Annotated in this window: 15 protein-coding genes and 1 pseudogene; 6 read left to right on the top strand and 10 right to left on the bottom strand. The window is 72.8% G+C overall.

Annotated features, from left to right (window positions below; genetic code table 11):
• Positions 1-5: 5 nt before the first annotated feature.
• Positions 6-1,217, bottom strand: a complete 1,212-nt coding sequence (locus AB0I79_RS33385) for an MFS transporter (protein WP_357881579.1) — start codon at positions 1,215-1,217, stop codon at positions 6-8.
• Positions 1,214-2,308: an alkene reductase gene (locus AB0I79_RS33380; RefSeq protein ID WP_357881576.1), complete on the bottom strand. Its 1,095-nt coding sequence runs from the start codon at positions 2,306-2,308 to the stop codon at positions 1,214-1,216. Before AB0I79_RS33380 ends, AB0I79_RS33385 begins: the two co-directional genes overlap by 4 nt.
• A 150-nt stretch (positions 2,309-2,458) precedes the next feature.
• Between AB0I79_RS33380 and AB0I79_RS33375 the strand changes: the two genes are divergently transcribed.
• The gene (locus AB0I79_RS33375; protein WP_357881573.1) at positions 2,459-5,185 is read left to right on the top strand and encodes an AAA family ATPase; all 2,727 of its coding nucleotides are present in this window, start codon (positions 2,459-2,461) and stop codon (positions 5,183-5,185) included.
• 134 nt (positions 5,186-5,319) lie between these two features.
• Here the strand turns inward: AB0I79_RS33375 and AB0I79_RS33370 are convergent, their stop codons facing one another.
• Together AB0I79_RS33370 and AB0I79_RS33365 are read right to left on the bottom strand one after the other, a co-directional pair.
• On the bottom strand, positions 5,320-6,084 hold the full coding sequence (locus tag AB0I79_RS33370) for a PASTA domain-containing protein (RefSeq protein WP_357881570.1): 765 nt from the start codon (positions 6,082-6,084) through the stop codon (positions 5,320-5,322).
• A gap of 166 nt (positions 6,085-6,250) precedes the next feature.
• On the bottom strand, positions 6,251-7,228 hold the full coding sequence (locus tag AB0I79_RS33365) for a helix-turn-helix domain-containing protein (RefSeq protein ID WP_357881568.1): 978 nt from the start codon (positions 7,226-7,228) through the stop codon (positions 6,251-6,253).
• Positions 7,229-7,280: 52 nt separating this feature from the next.
• Here AB0I79_RS33365 and AB0I79_RS33360 point away from each other — a divergent pair, with 52 nt between their 5' ends.
• On the top strand, positions 7,281-7,688 hold the full coding sequence (locus tag AB0I79_RS33360) for a cupin domain-containing protein (RefSeq protein ID WP_357881565.1): 408 nt from the start codon (positions 7,281-7,283) through the stop codon (positions 7,686-7,688).
• Positions 7,689-7,826: 138 nt separating this feature from the next.
• Here the strand turns inward: AB0I79_RS33360 and AB0I79_RS33355 are convergent, their stop codons facing one another.
• A complete protein-coding gene (locus AB0I79_RS33355; protein ID WP_357881562.1) occupies positions 7,827-8,426 on the bottom strand; it encodes an ABATE domain-containing protein in 600 nt (199 codons plus the stop codon).
• Between the two features lie 86 nt (positions 8,427-8,512).
• Here AB0I79_RS33355 and AB0I79_RS33350 point away from each other — a divergent pair, with 86 nt between their 5' ends.
• Both AB0I79_RS33350 and AB0I79_RS33345 read left to right on the top strand, forming a co-directional pair.
• On the top strand, positions 8,513-9,301 hold the full coding sequence (locus tag AB0I79_RS33350) for an MBL fold metallo-hydrolase (RefSeq protein ID WP_357881559.1): 789 nt from the start codon (positions 8,513-8,515) through the stop codon (positions 9,299-9,301).
• A gap of 148 nt (positions 9,302-9,449) precedes the next feature.
• Positions 9,450-10,712 (top strand): MFS transporter, encoded by a 1,263-nt coding sequence (locus AB0I79_RS33345; RefSeq protein ID WP_357881915.1) that lies wholly within the window; start codon positions 9,450-9,452, stop codon positions 10,710-10,712.
• 105 nt (positions 10,713-10,817) lie between these two features.
• Here AB0I79_RS33345 and AB0I79_RS33340 read toward each other — a convergent pair whose 3' ends face one another.
• From AB0I79_RS33340 to AB0I79_RS33320, 5 genes are all read right to left on the bottom strand, one after another.
• Complete coding sequence (locus AB0I79_RS33340) at positions 10,818-11,324, bottom strand: STAS domain-containing protein (protein ID WP_357881556.1); 507 nt, start codon at positions 11,322-11,324, stop codon at positions 10,818-10,820.
• Positions 11,325-11,513: 189 nt separating this feature from the next.
• Positions 11,514-11,996, bottom strand: a complete 483-nt coding sequence (locus AB0I79_RS33335) for an isochorismatase family cysteine hydrolase (RefSeq protein ID WP_357881553.1) — start codon at positions 11,994-11,996, stop codon at positions 11,514-11,516.
• Positions 11,997-12,030: 34 nt separating this feature from the next.
• On the bottom strand, positions 12,031-12,453 hold the full coding sequence (locus AB0I79_RS33330) for a helix-turn-helix domain-containing protein (protein WP_357881550.1): 423 nt from the start codon (positions 12,451-12,453) through the stop codon (positions 12,031-12,033).
• A gap of 269 nt (positions 12,454-12,722) precedes the next feature.
• Entirely contained in the window at positions 12,723-13,724 is a 1,002-nt protein-coding gene (locus AB0I79_RS33325; RefSeq protein WP_357881547.1) for a MauE/DoxX family redox-associated membrane protein, read from the bottom strand.
• Positions 13,721-15,598, bottom strand: coding sequence for an ABC transporter ATP-binding protein (locus AB0I79_RS33320; RefSeq protein WP_357881544.1), 1,878 nt, complete (start codon positions 15,596-15,598; stop codon positions 13,721-13,723). The genes AB0I79_RS33325 and AB0I79_RS33320 overlap by 4 nt, the downstream gene beginning before the upstream one ends.
• Before the next feature lie 312 nt (positions 15,599-15,910).
• Between AB0I79_RS33320 and AB0I79_RS33315 the strand changes: the two genes are divergently transcribed.
• Together AB0I79_RS33315 and AB0I79_RS33310 are read left to right on the top strand one after the other, a co-directional pair.
• Positions 15,911-16,081, top strand: a complete 171-nt coding sequence (locus AB0I79_RS33315; protein WP_357881541.1) for a hypothetical protein — start codon at positions 15,911-15,913, stop codon at positions 16,079-16,081.
• A gap of 119 nt (positions 16,082-16,200) precedes the next feature.
• A pseudogene (locus AB0I79_RS33310) lies at positions 16,201-17,985 on the top strand (serine/threonine protein kinase); the annotation flags it as partial.

The raw sequence follows: 17,985 nt of genomic DNA, 5'->3' as shown, positions 1-17,985 counted from the left end.
CCGGGTCAGCCGGCGAGTGCGGCGGCGATGGCCGGGCCGAACGCGGCGCCGAGCAGATAGCAGAGGTTGAACTGGCCCATGGCCGTCGATCTGGCGCCGTCGGGCACCGCGGCGGCGGCGCGTGCCGCGAACGCCCCTTGCCCGGAGGCGGCGGCGAGCGAGGTGAGGGCCTGGGCGATGAGCAGGACAGCCGGCCAGGTGCTGAGGCAAGCCAGCCCCACGCCTGCCGCCGCCAGCCCGGGGAAGAGCACGGCGACGCTCTTCACCGGGGCCTTCGCGGTGACGGCGATCATCCCGTAGGACGCCAGCCCGCCGAACATCAGCGGCCACAGGATGGCGGCTCCCACCTGGCCGCTGGTCCAGTTCGCCTGCTCGGTGAGCAGGGCGGGCAGCAGATAGATCATGCCGAAGTTGGTCGCGGCCAGCAGGAACGCCAGTCCGGACGCCAGCAGGAACACCGGAGCGCGGACGATCGACACGGGCACGAACCCGTCGGGCCTGGAGCGCAGGTGCAGCACCAGCAGCCCACCACCGGCCACGGCGGCGGCACCCGCCACCGGCCATGAGTGGGGCACGAACACCAGCGCGGTGACCAGTGCCGTCAGCAGCACCGCGCCCACCGGGTCGAAGGGTGCCTGCGGCGCGGGGCCGTCCGGCCGGTGGCGCAGCACGCCCGGGACGGCGAGCAGGCTCAGCGCGGGCAACACCAGGGCCGCCTGCCAGGACAGCAGCTGTGCGGCCAGGTCGGCGATCAGCGGTGCGGCGGAGCCGACGGTCGCCAGCGAGGCCGTGACGAGTCCCATGGAGCGCGCCGAGCGGGTGAGGCTCATGGCGATCGTGGTGAATCCGGCGGTGCCGAGCCCTTGAGCAGCGCTGCCGAGCACGAGCGACGGCAGCGTGGGCACGCTCACCACGAGCACCGCGCCCAGGGCGATCAGCGCGGCACAGGTGAGCAAGGCCCGGCGGATGCCCTGGTGGCTGTGCAGGCTCGCCATCAAGGGGGTGCCGATCGCGATGGCCCAGCCGAAGGCGGTGACGATCCAGGTCACGGCGCTCAACGTCAGGCCGAGGTCGCGGGCGGCGTCCGGCAGGATGAGGCTGGGCCCGGCGATCCCGAAGGAGAGCGGCCCCGCCAGCAGCGCCAGCCAGGCCGCCGGGATCCCGCGATCCGTGGTGCCGGCGCGGGTGGTGGAGGGGGTGCGGGACGAGCTGCTCATCTGTCCGCCCCGTCGGCGGGCAGCACCGGGTAGTCGGTGTAGCCGCGATGGTCGCCGCCGTAAAAGGTGCTCGGGTCGGCCTCGCTGTACGGCCCGCCCGCCGCGATCCTGGCGGGCAGGTCGGGGTTGGCCAGCCACAGCCGGCCGAAGGAGATCGCGTCGGCCAGGCCGGAGCGCAGTGCGTCGATACCGTCCGCGGGATTCGCCGGCTCCTCGCCGCTCCACGGGTGCGGGTTGAGGATGAGCGGGCCCTGCCACAGCTCGCGGATGAGCTTGGTCACCTCGCGGGTGTCGTTCTCCGAGACGTGCACGTACGCCAGGTCGTGCGGCGCGAGCGCGCAGGCCAGCTCCATGTAGAGGATCTCCGTGTCGCTCTCGTTCATGCCGTTGTAGGTGATGCCGGGCGAGATCCGGAGGCCGGTGCGGCCTGGCCCGATCGCGTCGGTCACGGCCTGCACGACCTCCATGGCGAACCTGAGGCGCCCGGCCACCGAACCGCCGTAGGCGTCGGTGCGCCGGTTGGTGTTGTCCGACAGGAACTGGTGGATCAGATAGCCGCTGGCGCCGTGCAGCTCGACCGCGTCGAAGCCGGCGTCCATCGCCAGCCGGGCCGCGGACGCGAAATCCTCGATGGCCTGGTCGATGTCGGCGAGCGTCATCTCCCGCGGCGTCGGGTGGTCCAGCAGCCCTTCGGGGGTGTAGAGCCGCTCTCCGGAGCAGATCGCCGACGGAGCGAGGGGAAGCTCGCCCGCCGGGTACAGGCAGGGGTGGCCGATGCGCCCGGAGTGCATGATCTGGACGGCGATGCGGCCGCCTCGCCGGTGCACCGCGTCCGTGACCAGCCGCCAGGCCGTCACCTGCTCCGGCGTGTGCAGGCCGGGGGTGTCGATGTAGCCCTGGCCGATCACGCAGGGCTGGGTGCCCTCGGTGATGATCAGCCCGGCGCCGGCGCGTTGGGCGTAGTACTCGGCGGTCAGCTCACCGACGAGCCCGCCGCGGGCCCGGCTGCGCGTCATGGGCGCCATGATCAGGCGGTTGGGAAGAGCCAGCTCGCCGGCGGTCACCGGCGTGAGAAGCTCGTTCACGATCATCCTCCTCGTTACGGGATCGTCTTCGCGCTACGAGGCTATGAATGGGTCTTTACGGGCCGAATCGGTAAGGTTTCGGTACTGAACTACTGAGATCGCGTACGTGTCCCGGATGGCTGCGGTACGTATCCCCCTGACGAAAGGCATGGTCGGTTGCTGTACGGCAGGGCGAGCGAGCAGGCCGCGATCGAGGACCTCGTGGAAGCCGCGCGTGCCGGCCGCAGCGGCGGCCTCGTCCTGCGCGGCGAGCCCGGGATCGGCAAATCGGCGTTGCTGGACTGGGCCGCCGAGCACTGCACCGGCAGCGGCGTGCGCGTCCTGCGGGTCGCCGGCATCGAGACGGAGGCGGATCTTGCCTTCGCCGGGCTCGTCCAGCTGCTCTGGCCGGTCAAGGACCGCCTCGAAGCTCTGCCCGCGACACAGGCCGACGCCCTGCGCGCGGTGCTCGGCTCGGGCGGCGCGGCCGGGCAGGACAGGTTCCTGTCCGGGCTGGCCGTGATGATGCTGCTGGCCCAGCTCGCCGACGACGGGCCGGTGCTCTGCCTGGTCGACGACGCGCACTGGCTCGACCACGCCACCGCCGACGCGCTGCTGTTCGCCGCCCGGCGGCTGACGCAGGAACGGGTGGCGCTGCTGTTCGCCGCGCGGGAGGAGGGGTTCGCCGCCCCCGGTCTGCCAGAGATCCGTCCATCGAGGCTGTCGCAGCAGGACGCGGAACGCGTTCTGACCCACCGGGGCCTCACCCCCGCGGCGCGGGAGCAGGTGATCGCCGAGTCCGAGGGGAACCCGCTGGCGCTGATCGAGTTCTCCGGCGAACGCAGGCGCTACCACGCGGCGGCCGGCCCTGTCCCGATCGCCGACCGGGTGCTCGCGTCCTTCCGCTCGCGCATCGCCCTGCTGCCCGACAGGACCCGCCTCATGATGCTGATGGCCGCCGCCGAGGGCCGCGGCGACCTGCCGATGCTGCTGAGCGCCGCGGACGCGCTCGGAGTCGGGCCGGAAGACCTGGAGGAGGCCGAGAAGGCCGGCCTGGTCGAGGTGAGTGCCGCGGCCATCGCCTTCCGCCATCCCCTGATCCGCACCGCCGCCTACCAGAGCGCGCCGCTGGCGCGGCGGATCGCCGTGCACCGGGCGCTGGCGGGCGCGGCCACCGACGACGACTGCCGGATCCGGCACCGGGCCGCGGCGACGACCTCGCCTGACGAGGACCTCGCGGTGGAGTTGACGCGCGCCGCCGAACGAGCTCGCGGCCGGACCGCCTTCGCCGCCGCCGCCGGGCTGTGGGAACAGGCCGCGCTCTTCACCCCGCACCCGCGCGACCGGGCTGCCCGGCTGGGCCGGGCGGCGGCGCTGGCGCTCTCGTCCGGGCACGCCGACCACGCCGCCGGGCTCGTCGGCCAGGCCGAGGAGCTGCTGGACGATCCGGTGTCCCTCGCCACGCTGACCGAGATACGAGCGGCCGTGGAGTTCGAGCGGGGAGCGGGGCGGCCGGCCGCCCGCCTTCTGCTGGAACGTTGCGCCGCCGCCGATCCGGTGCGGGTCGTGCCCATGCTGCGCACCGCGGCCGGGTACGCCTGGTTGTTCGGCGAAGCGGAGGTGATCCGGAGCGCGGCGGCACGGCTGACCGCCGTCGGCGCGCAGGATCCGATGATCCAGGGGCTGGCGCACCTGGTCGACGACGACTACGCGCGCGGCCTGCCGCTCCTGGGACAGTTCGTCGCGCACACCCTGCCGCACGTCACCGGCCAGGCGCCGCACACGCTGCCGCACGTCACCGGCCAGGCGCCGCACACCCTGGCTCACGTCACCGGCCAGGCGCCGGACACGCAGCCGGAGGGCGCCACCATGCAGTGGGCCGTCTTCTGTGCGATGGTCATGGCCGACGACGACGCGGCCGCCGCCCTGGCGGGCGCCGAGGTGACCCGGTTCCGCCGGCAGAGCCTGGTCGGGGCGCTGCCGCAGCTGCTGCAGGATCTGGCCGGAGTGCAGGTTCAGGCCGGCAGGCACCGTGACGCCGAGGCGTCCATCGAGGAGGCCGTCCAGCTGGCCCGCGACACCGGGATGCACCAGCGGGTGCCGCGGCTGCACTCGGTGCTGGCCAGAGTGGCGGCGATCGAGGGCGACGAGCAACGCTGCGTCCGGCTCGCCAGCGACCACCCGGACGCCGGCGGCATGACCGGCCTGGCCGCACTCTGCCTGCTCGACCTGGGGCTCGGACGCTACGGCCAGGTGCTGGAGCGGCTCGAGGCCGCGGCGCGAGGACCGCTGCGCCACCTGACGGTGCTGGTCACGGCCGGAGCCGAGCAGGTCGAGGCGGCCGTACGGCTGGGCGAGCCCGAACGGGCCGAGGAGCCCCTGCGCCGCCTGGAAGCCTGGGCGCACGCCGGGAAACAGCCGTGGGCCGAGGCGGTCAGCGCCCGCTGCCGCGGGCTGCTGAGTGACGACGAGGACGACTATCTGCGCGCTCTGGCCGCGCACCGGCGCGCGGACCGGCCTTTCGAGCAGGCGCGCACCGAGCTGGTGTACGGCGAGTGGCTGCGCCGGTCCGGGCGCCGCGCCGATGCCCGCGCCCCGCTGCGGGCGGCGCTGCAGACCTTCGAACGGTTGCGGGCCGCGCCGTGGCGGGCGCGGGCGGAGGCGGAGCTGAAGGCGACAGGAGAGTCCGTCCTGCCCGCCCGGCCGGCGGCCGCCGACCCGCTGGAGCGGCTCACGCCCCAGGAACTCCAGGTCGTGCGCCTGGCCAAGGACGGGAGCACCAGCCGGGAGATCGCCGCGCACCTGTTCCTCAGCCCGCGCACGGTCGAGCATCACCTGTATCGGGCCTACCGCAAGCTCGGCATCCGGTCACGCCGGGAACTGACCCGCCTCGACCTCGCCTGAACCACGCAGGGAAGCTGTCCATGGAGGCGAGCTCGGTGGCGGCGATGTGCCGGCGCTCGGCGCGCTCGCAGAACAGGCCGGGACGCCAGTCTTCGTCCCGGCCCGCCCCGCAGGCGATCAATCGATGACGGACATCATGGGAACACGCAGGGCCGGCCCTGGCCGTTCACCCCGCTGGACTCCCTGAGGTTCACCGCCGATCCCCGTACCACCGTCGTACCGGCGCCGGGGGTCGAGGACAGTACGGTTCCGAACACGTCCCTGCAGGTGTTGTCGAACGTGACCGCCCCGACCGTCAGACCGGCCGCCACGATCGCCTGCCGAGCGCTCGCGTCGTCGAAGCTCTGCACGTCCGGCACGGCCGTGAGGCCGCACTGGACGCGGAAGATCTCCCACGACTGGATCAGGGTCGCGTTGCTGTGGACGACGTCGGTGATCCGGCCGCCCCCGCCGACGGCGGTGAGGTAGTGGCCGTCGACGGTCCGGATGGCGAACCCGTCCCCGCCCTGACGGATCAGCGCGAACTTCTCCCAGGCCTGCAGGACGGTCGCGTCCGAGTGGACGACGTCCGTGGTCCGGTTGCCCCCGCCGACTGCGGTGAGGAAGTGCCCGGTCCGGGTCTTGATGCCGAAGTGAACGCCGTCACCCGCGTCGACCAGGGTGAACCGCTCCCAGGACCGGGCCACGGTCGCGTCCGAGTGGATGACGTCGGTCGTACGTCCCCCACCGCCGACCGCCGTGAGGAAGTTCCCGGTGTTGAATGTCTTGAACGTGCAGGTGGTCGGGGTCGCGAAGGGCAGTGCCGCCGCTGCCGCCGAGGCGGGCTGGGGCAGCCCCGCCACAACGGCCGCGGCCAGCGCCGTGCCCGCAATCACGCCGAACACGCGTCTGAGGTTCATCGGCCTCTTCTCCTACTTCCGGCTCCTGCGATGGAGCCCTCGTCAGTAGGGCGTTCCACCGCCGTTCCGGCACGTGGAACGACTCGACACGCCGGCCGTCGCCCTGCTGGCGCTCTCGGCTCGGTCCGCGAGCACGGGGTCACGGCCACCTGCAGCCGGATGATCGTCAAGGTGTGACCGGCTCGCCGCTGCCGAAGCGGCGGCGGTAGGCGGTGGGGGTCAGGTCCGTCCTGCGCCGTAGCTGGGTGCGCAGGTTCGCGGCCGTGCCCAGGCCGCTGGCGTGCGCGACCGTGTCCAGCCGCAGTTCGCCGCGCTCGATGAGCCGGCAGGCCAGCGCGACCCGCTCGGCGGTCAGCCAGGCCAGCGGCGTGGTGCCGAGCTCGGCCTGGAAGCGGCGGTGCAGGGTGGCCTGGCTGGTCGCCGCCCGCGCGGCCAGGTCGGCGACGGTGAGCGGCCGGTCCAGGTGCTGCTGGGCCCAGGCGAGCACGGGCGCGAGCGAGGTGTCGCGCACGGCCGGCACCGGGCGCTCGATGAACTGGCGCTGGCCGCCGTCGCGGTGGGCGGCGAAGACCAGGCGGCGGCTGACGGAGTTGGCCACCTCGGCGCCGTGGTCGCGGCGGATCAGGTGCAGGCCCAGATCCAGGGCTGCCGCGCTGCCCGCGGCCGTCAGCACGTCGCCGTCGTCCACGAACAGGACGTCCGGGCGCAGCAGCACCGACGGGTAGCGGGCGGCGAACAGCTCCGCCCAGCGCCAGTGGGTGGCGGCCGGGCGTCCGTCGAGCACGCCGGCCGCCGCGAGCGTGAACGCTCCCGTGCAGAAGCTCACCAGCCGTGTGCCTCGCGCTGCCGCTCGCCGGATGGCCTCGACCACGGGCGGGGAAGGGTGGATCTCGGGGTCGGGGCGGTTGGGCGCGATCACGGTGTCGGCTCCGTCCACCGCCTCCAGGCCGGCGGTGCCCGACAGGGTGAACATGCCGCCGTGCATGCGTACGTCCGGGCGCGGGGTGCAGATCGTCAGGTCGTACCAGGGGCGGCCGAGCTCCGGGCGGCGCAGGCCGAACAGCTCGGTGGCCACGCCCAGCTCGAAGGGGTTGGAGCCCTCATCGGCGATCACCACCACGCGATGCGAGGATCGATGCGACATGTGCAATTCCTAGCACTCGCGCCGGCCGCCCGCCAACCTCGACGATAGGCCGGTGACCAGCGAATCCATCAATCTGACGACCGCTCTGAGCGCCTTCGACGCCCTCTGGAGCCCCAGGATCGTCACCCGCGTCAACGACTACGACGTCCGCATCGCCAAGGTGGCGGGCGAGCACATCTGGCATGCCCACGACGACACCGACGAGTTCTTCCTCGTCCTCGACGGCGAGCTGCGCATCGCCCTGCGCGAGGAGGGCGGGGAGCGGACCGTCACCCTGCCGGCGGGCTCGGTGTTCGTGGTGCCGCGCGGCGTCGAGCACAAACCGTCCTCGCAGGCCGGCGCCGCGATCCTGATGTTCGAACCGACCGGCACCCCGACGGTCGGCGACCGGCACGAGCCCGTGCCCGCCCGCATCGACAACACGACCGGTCACGTGCTGGGCGGGCCTGCGTCCGGATGAGCCGGGTACCGAAGCGGGCGGGGAATCCCTCCCGTCGTCGGCGTCGTCTGCGCCACCGTGTTCCTGGGCGAGACCTTCAGCTTCCTTCAGGGAGTGGGCACGGCCGTGCCCGCTCACGCCGAGGAGACGCGGAGCCCGTCAGCGTGGTTTCGCATGGGCGCGTCGGGCGTAGGCACGGGCGGCGCGGGCGCGGTCACCGCAGCGGGTGGAGCACCAGTGGCGGCGGCCGTGACGCAGCAGGTAGCGGTTGCAGGGGGAGGATCCGCAGGCGGTGAGGCGCTCGGCGTCGGGGCCGGTGAGCAGGTCGGCCGTGTTGGCCGCAAGGGTCGCCAGGGCGTGGTCGAGGATCTCGTCGGTGGGGCACGGCACCGCGCGGTAGGGGCCGCTCTTGTCGTCCCACTGCAGCAGGGCAGCCGTCGGGGCCTTGCTCAGCGCCACGTTGACGGCGGACAGAGCCGCGGGCAGGGCGGGCAGCCCGGCAACGCGGGCGGCGAACAACGCCCTGACGTGCTCGCGCAGCGAGCGCAGCTGCGTGGTGCACATCTCCTGCACCCCGGCATCGGCCGGCGCGAGGCCGCGTTCGGCGAGCCAGCGGTTCGTCGTCTCCGGGGTGCCGAGGAGGTCGATGAACTGCCCTCCTGGCAGCGCGATGGCGCTGTTGACGAAGTCGAGGGCGAGGTAGTCCTCCGCCCCCGGCGCGGGCGGCAACACGGACTCAGCGATGGAGGGCTCGCTCATGGCTCTCATGGTACGGCTTGCATTCGTCCGTGAGACACCGCTACGTTCATCACGGATAAACCGTTTCTCATCCGTGAGGTGCCTGGATGTCTCGCTTCAGCACGGCCACCGAGCAGTTCCCCGTCCGCGTCTTCGGCGGCCCCACCGCCCTTTTCGAGTACGGCGACCTGCGGTTCCTGACCGACCCGACCTTCGACGCTCCCGGCGACTATCACGTACCGGGCGGCAGCCTGACCAAGACGGCTCCCCCGTCCGCCGTACCTGCCGACCTCGGCCGTGTCGACGTGGTCCTGCTCTCCCACGACGAGCACCCCGACAACCTCGACCACTCCGGCCGGGCGCTGCTCGCCGACGTCACGCTCACGCTCACCACGCCTGGGGGCGGTCAGCGCCTGGGGGACGGGGCCCGAGGGCTGGCCGACTGGGAGCCGATCGAGCTGGACCGCCCCGGCGGCGGCACGATCACCGTCACGGGCGTGCCCGCCATTCACGGGCCCGGCCCGCGCGAGGAGGTCGAACCGATCACCGGTCAAGTCGTCGGATTCGTCCTGACCGGGGAGGGCCTGCCCACGGTGTACGTCAGCGGCGACAACGCCTCGCTCGACCTGGTCAAGCAGATCGCCGGCCGATTCGGCCCCGTGGACACCGCCATCCTGTTCGCCGGAGCCCCCCGATTCCCCGTCCTGTTCGGCGGCGAGCTGATCGTCATCGACAGCGCGCAGGCTGCCGAGGCCGCCAGGATCCTCGGCGCCCGCCGGGTGGTTCCCGTCCACTACGACAGCTGGGCCCACTTCACCGAGGGCCGTGACGAGCTGGTGGCCGCCTTCACCGAGGCCGGGCTGGCCGACCGCCTGGACCTGGGCGACCGGGGCTGATGGCCCCGGGCGCGCGCCGGGGGCGATGCGCCGCCGCTTCTTCGCCGGGCCCCGCCACGTCGGCTCCCGCCGGCCTGACCTGTCGGAACCGCGCCACCGGCGGCGGCCGGCCCCGGGTCACCCCTCTCGAAAGAACTCCCTCGTGACGATGAACGTGCCTGCCCGGATCGGGGACGGCCCGCGCCTTCAGGCGCAGCGCCGCGCCTTGATCGTCCTGGTCGCCGCCCAAGTCCTCAGCGGCGTCGGATTGGCGGCCGGCGTGACCGTCGGCGCCCTGCTCGCGCAGGACATGCTCAGCTCCACCAGCCTCGCCGGCCTGCCCAGTGCCGTGGGTACCGCCGGTTCCGCGCTGGCGGCCGTCGCCGTCGGGCGCCTTTCTCAGTCCCGCGGCCGCCGCCCCGGCCTTGCCGCCGGGTACCTGGCCGGTGCCGTCGGCAGCGCCGGCGTCATCGCCGCCGCCGTCGCCGGCAACCCCGTCCTGCTGTTCCTCGCGCTGTTCGTGTACGGCGCAGGCACGGCCACCAACCTGCTGGCCCGCTACGCCGGAGCCGATCTGGCCACCCCCGCACGCCGAGCCCGCGCCGTGTCCACCGTGCTGGTCGCCACCACCCTGGGCGGCGTGCTCGGCCCCAACCTCGCCGCACCCACCGGCGACCTCGCACAGAGCCTCGGCATCCCCTACCTGGCCGGGCCGTTCCTTCTGGCCGGCGCCGCCTACGCGATGGCCGCCGCGGTCCTGGCCGTCTGGCTGCGCCCCGATCCGCTGCTGCTGGCCCGCGCCCTGGAGCCCGAACTCGCCGTTGCGCCGCGCGCCCAGCCCGGCGATGCCGACGGCCGGTCGCGTCCGGCGGTCGAAAGGCCTCGCCCCGGCGTGCCGGTCGGTGCGCTGATCATGGTGCTCACCCAGTTCGTCATGGTCGCGCTCATGACCATGACACCCGTCCACATGCACGACCACGGCCACGGCACCGCCGCCTCCGGCCTCATCATCGCCGTCCACATCGGCGCGATGTACCTGCCCTCGCCCCTGACCGGCTGGCTCGCCGACCGCTACGGCCGCCTGCCAATGGCCGCCGCCTCCGGACTGACCCTCCTGGCCGCCGGAATCGTCGCCGCCGGCGCCCCCGACGACTCCGTCGCCGCGTTCGCGGTGGCCCTCGCGCTGCTGGGGCTGGGGTGGAACCTCGGTCTCGTCACCGGCACCGCGATCATCACCGATGCCGTCCCGCTGGCCGGCCGCGCCAGAACCCAGGGCTTGGTGGACGTCTCCATCTCCATCGCCGGCGCCGCCGGCGGCATGGCCTCGGGCCTCGTCGTCGCCGTTGCGGGCTATCCCCTTCTTGCCATCGGCGGCGGCATCCTGGCGCTGGTCATCGTGCCGGCGGTTGTCGCCGCAGCGCGTGGCCGGTGAGCGGGCGTCGATCCGGTCGAGATCCCGTGCGGCTGGAGTTCGTCCGCGACCGCAGACGAACCGTCCCTTACTGCCGCCGAACCGGCTCAAGCCCGGCCGGGGTTCTCACTCGCCGCAGCCGTCGCCCTGAGAGCTCGTGCGGCGGTGCAAGTACCTGAGATGACGACCGCTGCTGGGGACGCGGGCGCCGCGCAGCTCGCGGACGCGGGGCAGGTGCCGGGGCAGCGGGGCAGGTGGGCCGTCGAGCTGGCAGATCTCCACATCCGTGGCCGACAGGGCCGCGGCCATGCTGGCGTATGCGGCGATGGCGGGCGCGGTGTCGTGCTCGGCCTGCAGGGCGATCAGCCGGCACAGCGGCGGCTGGGCTTCGGCAACGGCCAGGTGTCCGCCCTTGGCCCGCAGGGCGCGGTGCGTGCGAGCGAGTTGGTCGAGCCCGCTCAGGTCGCAGAACGACAGCTCCGCGGCGGCGACGACCACGTAGACGACGAGGGTCTGCGCGATCGGGGCAAGAGGAGCGGCCAGGATGGGCCGCGTGGTCACGTCGAGTTCTCCGGCCAGGACGATCACCAGGGTGGTGTCCCCGACGGGAACGAGCCGTATGGAGAGCGGCATCACGACTGACGCACCTCCGCCCCTTCGAGACCGCCGCCGCCTGACAGAGGTCCGGCGGCCATCTTCCTCCGTTTCCGGGCCATGGGCGAGAAATGCGCTGATGTCCCATGGCCGATACCCCCCATACAGTCGCGCCCAGCCGGTGAACGCAACATGAGGGCACGCCATGATCAAAGGCCGGCTTGGATGTCACCCGACACCGCATCCTTCAGCATCACGTCTCCCGGATCGCCGCGGGGGACTGCCGTCCCCGCGCCACCGGGCCGAGTCGGTGTCAGGGCCGACCAGCACGACGTGGGTGATGCCGTGCTGCTTGAGCTGGAAGTCGAGGTCGGTGTTGGCGAACCCGCTCTGTGCCCAGTGCTCCTGGATCACGATGTCGCCGGGGCGCGGCTGGAAGTCGGGGTGGAACTCCCCGCCCCAGGTGCCGCGGGCGAAGCTGTGCCGCTCCATGATGCCGCGCTGGGTGGGATTGGGATGGTCCCACGTCTCGTAGTCTCCGGGTTCCCAGCGGCGGTGCGGCACGATCATCACACGGATGCCCGCCTCCCGGGCGGTGGTGACCACGGAACGCAGATGGTCCAGCAGGCCGACCTGCTCGGCAACGGGCTGCACGCGCGGCCAGATCTTGCCGCCCTCCGACAGGAAATCGTTGTACGGATCGACCAGCAAGACGGCTGCACGGAAGGTCAGGTCCGGCGAGGTCTCAGTCGAGATCGTCGGGCTCGTGGCCGGCGGCCTGGTCGAAGGCGCGGCGGTTGGCGCGGAGCGTGTCCTGGTTGTCGGCCGCCCACCGGGCGATCGCCAGGACGGGTTCGGACAGGGTGCGCCCGAACGGGGTGACCTCGTACTCGACCCGGGGCGGGATCTCCGGAAAGACCACGCGCTTGACCAGCCCGTCCCGCTCCAGATTGCGCAGCGTCAGCGTCAGCATGCGGCGGGAGATGCCGGGCGCCGTCCGCAGCAACCCGGTGAAGCGCATCGGCCCGCTGTCGAGCAGCCCGATGAGGATCAGGCTCCACTTGTCGCCGACCCGGTCCAGCACGGACCGCAGGACGTCCGGGTCGTGATCAAGGCACGCCCTGCCCAGGGAACGCAGCACCCTGTCCGCCTCGGCCTGGTGCGACATGGGGCTCCCGCCTCCTCCGTGTCCCGAAAGTGACCAGGTCACGTTGCTGTTACCGGTTATCGAAGAGTACATCGGTGACCAAAAGTAACTCGCAAGGAGGTGCACCATGCCCGTTGTCAGACCTCGGCCTGATGTCCGCGTCTTCCCCGGGATGACTCTCAGGTCCCCATGGCCACCCGCCGGCGGGCGCGTAGCCGCCGGCGCTCTTCGGGAGTGCCGGCCACCGCGGGTCGGCGCGTCCGTCTTGCTCCCCCGCCGGCCGACTTCACCTACGCCCGGGCGAGCAAGGAAGCCACGTCGGCGGGAGCGGGAACGCCGCCCGCGGCCAGGACGCGCCCGTCCCGTCCGGTGACCACCGCGTAGGGCGGCCACGGGATGCCGTTCGCCTCGAAGACTCCCGCATCGACGACCAGCGGCAGGTCCACTCCGTGTCCAGCCAGATAGGGGCGGGCCTCTTCCGCGTCAGCGGCGGTGACCAGCACCACGTTCATCCGCCGGGCGGCGTCGGTCAGGGCCGGGAGGACGCCGGTGCACAACCCGCAGGCGGGAGAGATCAGCGCGTACAGGACCGGTTCCGGACGGGGCCCGGCCTGCCGGCCGGACAGGATGAAGGGCTCACCCGGGCGCGGTCCCGGCGGGAGGGCCGGGGAGGAGATCCGGGCCGGCAGGAGCGCCGGCGCCAGCAGCGCCGCCGCCGTGAGCAGGGGCGCCAGCAGCACGTGCACGGGCTCGAACGGCGCGTCCCCCGCGAGCACCGCCATCAGGGCGAGGACCAGCAGCAGCCCTGTGCGCACCAGCGTGCGCACGCTCACCCGGTCTGCCGCGCCACCGAAACAGCCGCACGCGACGTCGAGCCGGCGTCCTAGCGCCGAGCCGATCGCGGTCAGGAACGTGGTGAACAGCAGCGCGGCCAGCACCCCGCCCCAGCGCCGGGTTCCGGGGAAGCCCAGCAACGCAGCCGTGACCACCTCCGCCGCGATCACGCCGGGTGCGGCGGCCGTGGCGAGCCGGCCGGACAGCAGGCGGTAGCCGGCGATGTCGCGGGCGAAGGCGCGCACGTCCCGGGCCTTGCTCAGCGCGGCGGCCAGCAACACCACGACAAGGCCCAGGGACGCGGCGGCGCAGACGGCCGATCCCGGCGACAGGGCGTCCTGGTACGCGGCTCCGAGCACTGCGGCCACACCGTCCGGCACTACCGCACCGCTGACCTGCGTCGCCACACCGTCCCCGACCACTGCACCGCCCGACGTCGCCACACCGTCGTGGATCACCGCACCGCCTCCTGGGGTCGCGCCGCCTTCCCGTCGTGCTGGTAGGCGGCGGACTGCAGGCCGTACAGGTCGGCGTAGAGCCCGTCGAGCGCCATCAGCTCGGCGTGCGTGCCCTGCTCGGCCACCCGTCCCCGGTCCAGGACGTAGATCCGGTCGGCGTAGCGGACGCTGGCCAGCCGGTGCGTGATCAGGACGACGGCCCGGCCGTCGGCGTGCAGCCGGATGCGCTCGAACAGGGCGTGCTCGGCGCGGGCGTCCATGGCCGAGGTCGGCTCATCGAAGATCACCAGCTCGGCGTCGTGGTAGAAGCCCCGCGCCACCGCGATGCGCTGCCACTGCCCGCCCGACAGGTCGTGGCCGCCGCGGAACCGGCGGTCGAGCAGCGCGTCGTAGCCGAGCGAGAGCGTCGACACCACCTCGTCCGCCCCCGCCGCGGCGGCGGCCGCGGCCAGCCGCTCCTCCTCCAGGGGGCGGCCCATGAGGATGTTCTCGCGGACGGTCAGCGGCCAGCGGGTGTGGTCCTGGGCGATCACCGAGACCATCCGGCGCAGATCCAGGCCGGCCAGGTCGCGGCCGTCCCAGCGGATCGTGCCGGACTGCGGCCGGTACAGCCCCGCCAGCAGCTTGGCCAGCGTGGTCTTGCCCGAACCGTTCTCGCCGACCAGCGCGATGACCTCGCCACGCGCGACGGTCACGCTCACCTCGCGCAGCGCGGGCCGGTCGGCCCCGGGGTAGGCGAAGGTCACCCCGTCGGCGGCCAGGCGGGTGAGTCCCGATGGGGTCAGGGCGGGCGCGGGCACCGTGCGGGTCTCGGCCTCCTCGCGGAAGGTCAGGTAGTCGCCGAAGTACAGGCCCGCCTCGTACAGGCGGTTCAGCGTCTGGACCAGCCCGGCCAGCGAGGACTGGCCCGTTCTGAGGGCGAGCACGGCCGTGCCCGCGACGGCGAGCGGGATGACGCCGGCGGCCAGCAGCCAGGCCAGCGCGCCGTAGACAGCGAGGGTGGCCGCGCCGGTCAGCAGGTCGCCGCCGGCCTTCACCATGGTGCGGCTGCGTGCGACGTCGAGCTGAACGTCCTGTTCCAGGTCCGCCACCTTGGCGTATTCGCCGAGGAGGAAGTCGCGCAGCGCGAACGTGCGCACCTCGGCGGCGGGCTGCCGCTCGGCCATCAGGTCGGAGAGCATGAACTTGCGCCGCCGCGCGACCGACAACCGGTAGAAGGCCTGGTAGCCGAGCCGGGCGGTGCGAATCGCGGCCCAGCCCGCGGGCACGGCGGTGACCAGCAGCAGCGGCATGAGCGCCGGGTGCAGGAACCCCAGCGCGGCCGTCGCCGCCACCACGCCGACCGTTCCGGTCAGCGCGGACACGGTGGTCTCCACGACCGTCGCGGTGTCGGGCACCCCGCTGTCGCGGGCGCGGCGCATCGCGTTGTGGAAGTCGTCGTCGTCGAACGCGGCCAGTTCCACCCGGGTCGTCAGCTCGAACAGCCGGGTCTCCGCGAGCCGTTCGACCTGCGGCTTGAGCCGGGCCTGCGCCCAGCCGGCGGCGGCGAGCAGCGCACCCCGCAGCCCCGTCGCGACGGCCACGAGGACCAGGGCGGGCAGCGCGGCCCGTACCCGCTCGGGAGTGGGGCCGCCGGTGAACAGCGAGGCGAGCACGTCCGAGGTCGCCACCAGCCCGTAGACGGTGAACACGCCGGCCAGGACGTTGCCCGCCAGGGCGACCACCGTGTCGAAGGGGGCGGCCTGCCATGCCAGCCGCAGGGCGGAGCCGACCAGGAACGGCAGGCGGCGAGCGATCTTGCCGAGGCTCGCGGTCAGCAGCTCCTCGTCGCGGCTCTCCCAGTACGCCGCCGCCAGCCCCAACCGGTCCCCCATCGGCGGGCCGGAGGCCTTACGCCGCGTTTTTCCCCAAAACCTCATACCGCATACGAAATAGGGCAGATCATCCCGTCAATCTAGGTCAGCCTTGCGGGCCTGTAAAGGTGCGCCGCAAACACAATTCGCACTGTTACAACGCATTGCTGCATGCTTATGGACATATCAGAGCAGACATGCTCATAATGCCTCCGTTTGGCCGTGACTCTCATCGTGAGTCATGGTCAGGGCAGCGGTCACGGCACCCATCGTGTGCACGTGCCATGCCCGTACCTGCTACGACCGCTCACAGCGGTCAGGGAAGGAGACTTCATGTCGGTACTGGCTCTGGAGCCCCGCGACGCCGGTGTGCTGGAGTTCGAGGACCTCGACGTCGACTTCGACGGTGAGCTGGCCAAGCTCCTGCACGGCCCTCAGGCCTGCGTCAACACCTGCAAGCGCACGGTGTGCAGCAGCTTCCCCTGCTGCCCTTCCATCGTGTGACCCCTCGGTAACCGGCGTGCGGATCCGCGGTAATGCGGAACCGCACGTTCACCGTGGCCGGAAAAGGCCGAATTTCTTTGGGTCGACCTCAGTTCGAGCCGGTTACCGGGGTGAGAGATATGAGCGCGTCCGCCGTTGTCAATGTGCCGGACGTCCTGGCCGAGTTCGCCGCCGCGCACGGCCGCGACGTTCACCAGGACGAAACCTGGATCAGCGTGCACGATCCCGCAGGCGGCATGCCGGCACAGGGGTGGAAGATCCACGTGTCGGCCCGTCCGGGCACGCTCGGGGAGACCCTCGCACGCGCGCTGCCGGTGCTGCTGGCCCACGGCTGCGATTTCAAGGTCGCCCGGTCTCCGGACACGCTCAGGGAGCTCAACTCCGGTGACCTCGACGCGGGTGCGGTCGGCAAGGCCATCACCGCCTACCCTGCCCAGGACCGGGTGGTCGCGCTCGGGCACGCCCTCGCCGACGCACTGGCCGGGCTGGCCGCCCCGCGCATCGTCAGCGACCGGCGCGTACGCGCCGACGCCCCCGTCTACTACAGGTACGCGCCCTTCGCTCCCCAGTACCGCGTCGACGAGAACGGCGACTTCGAGCTCGTCGTGGTCGGCCCGGACGGCGAACGGGTGCCCGGCGCCGCCGGCCCGGAGTTCTCCTGCCCGCCCTGGGCCACCGACCCGTTCCGCGCTCCCTCCCGCGACCAGCCCGGAGAGTCCTCCCGCGACCGGCCAGCGGAGCCCGCTCGCCTGATCGGCAACCGCTACCGGATCACCTCGGGAGTCGTGCGCGGCCCGCGCGGCAACGTCTACCGCGCCACCGCCCCGGACGGCCGCCCCGTCATCGTCAAGGAGGCGCGTGCGTACGTCGGTGAGAACACCGAAGGCTGGGACCTGCGCATGTACCTGCGCAACGAGCTGCGCGTGCTCGGCGCGCTGCGCGGGCTGGAAGGCGTGCCGGCACCGCTCGACCACTTCCGGCACGGCGAGGACGAGTTCCTGGCCATGACCGACGCGGGCAGCCTCGACCTCAACCGCTACGTCGGTGAGAACGGCCTGTTCGCCGACGGGAGCGCCACACGCGATCTCGGCGCGCTCGCCGCGCGGCTGCTGGCCGTGCTCGACGCCGTGCACGCGCGCGGCGTCGTGGTCCGCGACCTGTCGCCCAAGAACGTCGTCCTCGGCGACGACGGCGGCTGCACCCTGATCGACTTCGGCAACAGCAGGTACGACGGCCTGCAACTGCCCGGCTGGACCCGCGGCTACAGCGTGCCCGACCAGCACACCGGCCGCGACTCCGAACCCGCCGACGACTACTTCTCGCTGGGCGCCACGCTCTTCTTCGCCTGCACCGGCATGAACCCGCTCATGATCGACCCCGACCCCGCCGCCAACGCCGAGCGCACGCTCATGTGCCTGGAACGCATCTTCCCCGGCGTCACGACGGGAGTCGTCGGGCTGGTGCCACGGCTGATGAGCCCGGATGCGGACACACGCGCCGCCGCGGCCGCCGACCTGCGCGCCGGGCGGCTCACCGGGCAGCTCCACGGGCAGCTCACCGGGCGTCCCGGGCCGGCGGCGAGGTCCGTCCGTTACACCGGTGAGCTGCTGTCGCGGGTGCTGGAGCACACCGTACGGGAGTGTTCCCGCTTCGCCGAGAACCTCATGGAAGGCCCGGACGACGCCCGGCGCGGCACCCCGCCGGTCACCAACGTCTACGCCGGCTCGGCCGGCCTCGGGATGGAGCTGCTGCACCACACCGAGAGCAAGGACGTCGCCGCCGACCTGGCCCGCTGGACGGCACGCGTCATGCCGGCCGCCGTCCTGCCGCCCGGCCTCTACTTCGGGCGCACCGGGACGGAGGTGTTCCTGGCCACCGCCCGGCTCGCGGCCGTGCCCGAGCTG

The sequence above is a fragment of the Nonomuraea sp. NPDC050202 genome, from assembly GCF_040656115.1.
Classification (GTDB): Bacteria; Actinomycetota; Actinomycetes; order Streptosporangiales; family Streptosporangiaceae; genus Nonomuraea.
The sequence above is the reverse complement of the archived record's forward strand: the minus strand, read 5'-3'. Positions and strand labels throughout refer to the sequence as shown.

Coding starts and splice junctions, on each gene's coding strand:
- AB0I79_RS33385 (WP_357881579.1), bottom strand. CDS start 1,217: ATGAGCAGCTCGTCCCGCACCCCCTCCACCACCCGCGCCGGCACCACG.
- AB0I79_RS33380 (WP_357881576.1), bottom strand. CDS start 2,308: ATGATCGTGAACGAGCTTCTCACGCCGGTGACCGCCGGCGAGCTGGCT.
- AB0I79_RS33370 (WP_357881570.1), bottom strand. CDS start 6,084: ATGAACCTCAGACGCGTGTTCGGCGTGATTGCGGGCACGGCGCTGGCC.
- AB0I79_RS33365 (WP_357881568.1), bottom strand. CDS start 7,228: ATGTCGCATCGATCCTCGCATCGCGTGGTGGTGATCGCCGATGAGGGC.
- AB0I79_RS33355 (WP_357881562.1), bottom strand. CDS start 8,426: ATGAGCGAGCCCTCCATCGCTGAGTCCGTGTTGCCGCCCGCGCCGGGG.
- AB0I79_RS33350 (WP_357881559.1), top strand. CDS start 8,513: ATGTCTCGCTTCAGCACGGCCACCGAGCAGTTCCCCGTCCGCGTCTTC.
- AB0I79_RS33345 (WP_357881915.1), top strand. CDS start 9,450: ATGAACGTGCCTGCCCGGATCGGGGACGGCCCGCGCCTTCAGGCGCAG.
- AB0I79_RS33340 (WP_357881556.1), bottom strand. CDS start 11,324: ATGCCGCTCTCCATACGGCTCGTTCCCGTCGGGGACACCACCCTGGTG.
- AB0I79_RS33330 (WP_357881550.1), bottom strand. CDS start 12,453: ATGTCGCACCAGGCCGAGGCGGACAGGGTGCTGCGTTCCCTGGGCAGG.
- AB0I79_RS33320 (WP_357881544.1), bottom strand. CDS start 15,598: ATGGGGGACCGGTTGGGGCTGGCGGCGGCGTACTGGGAGAGCCGCGAC.
- AB0I79_RS33315 (WP_357881541.1), top strand. CDS start 15,911: ATGTCGGTACTGGCTCTGGAGCCCCGCGACGCCGGTGTGCTGGAGTTC.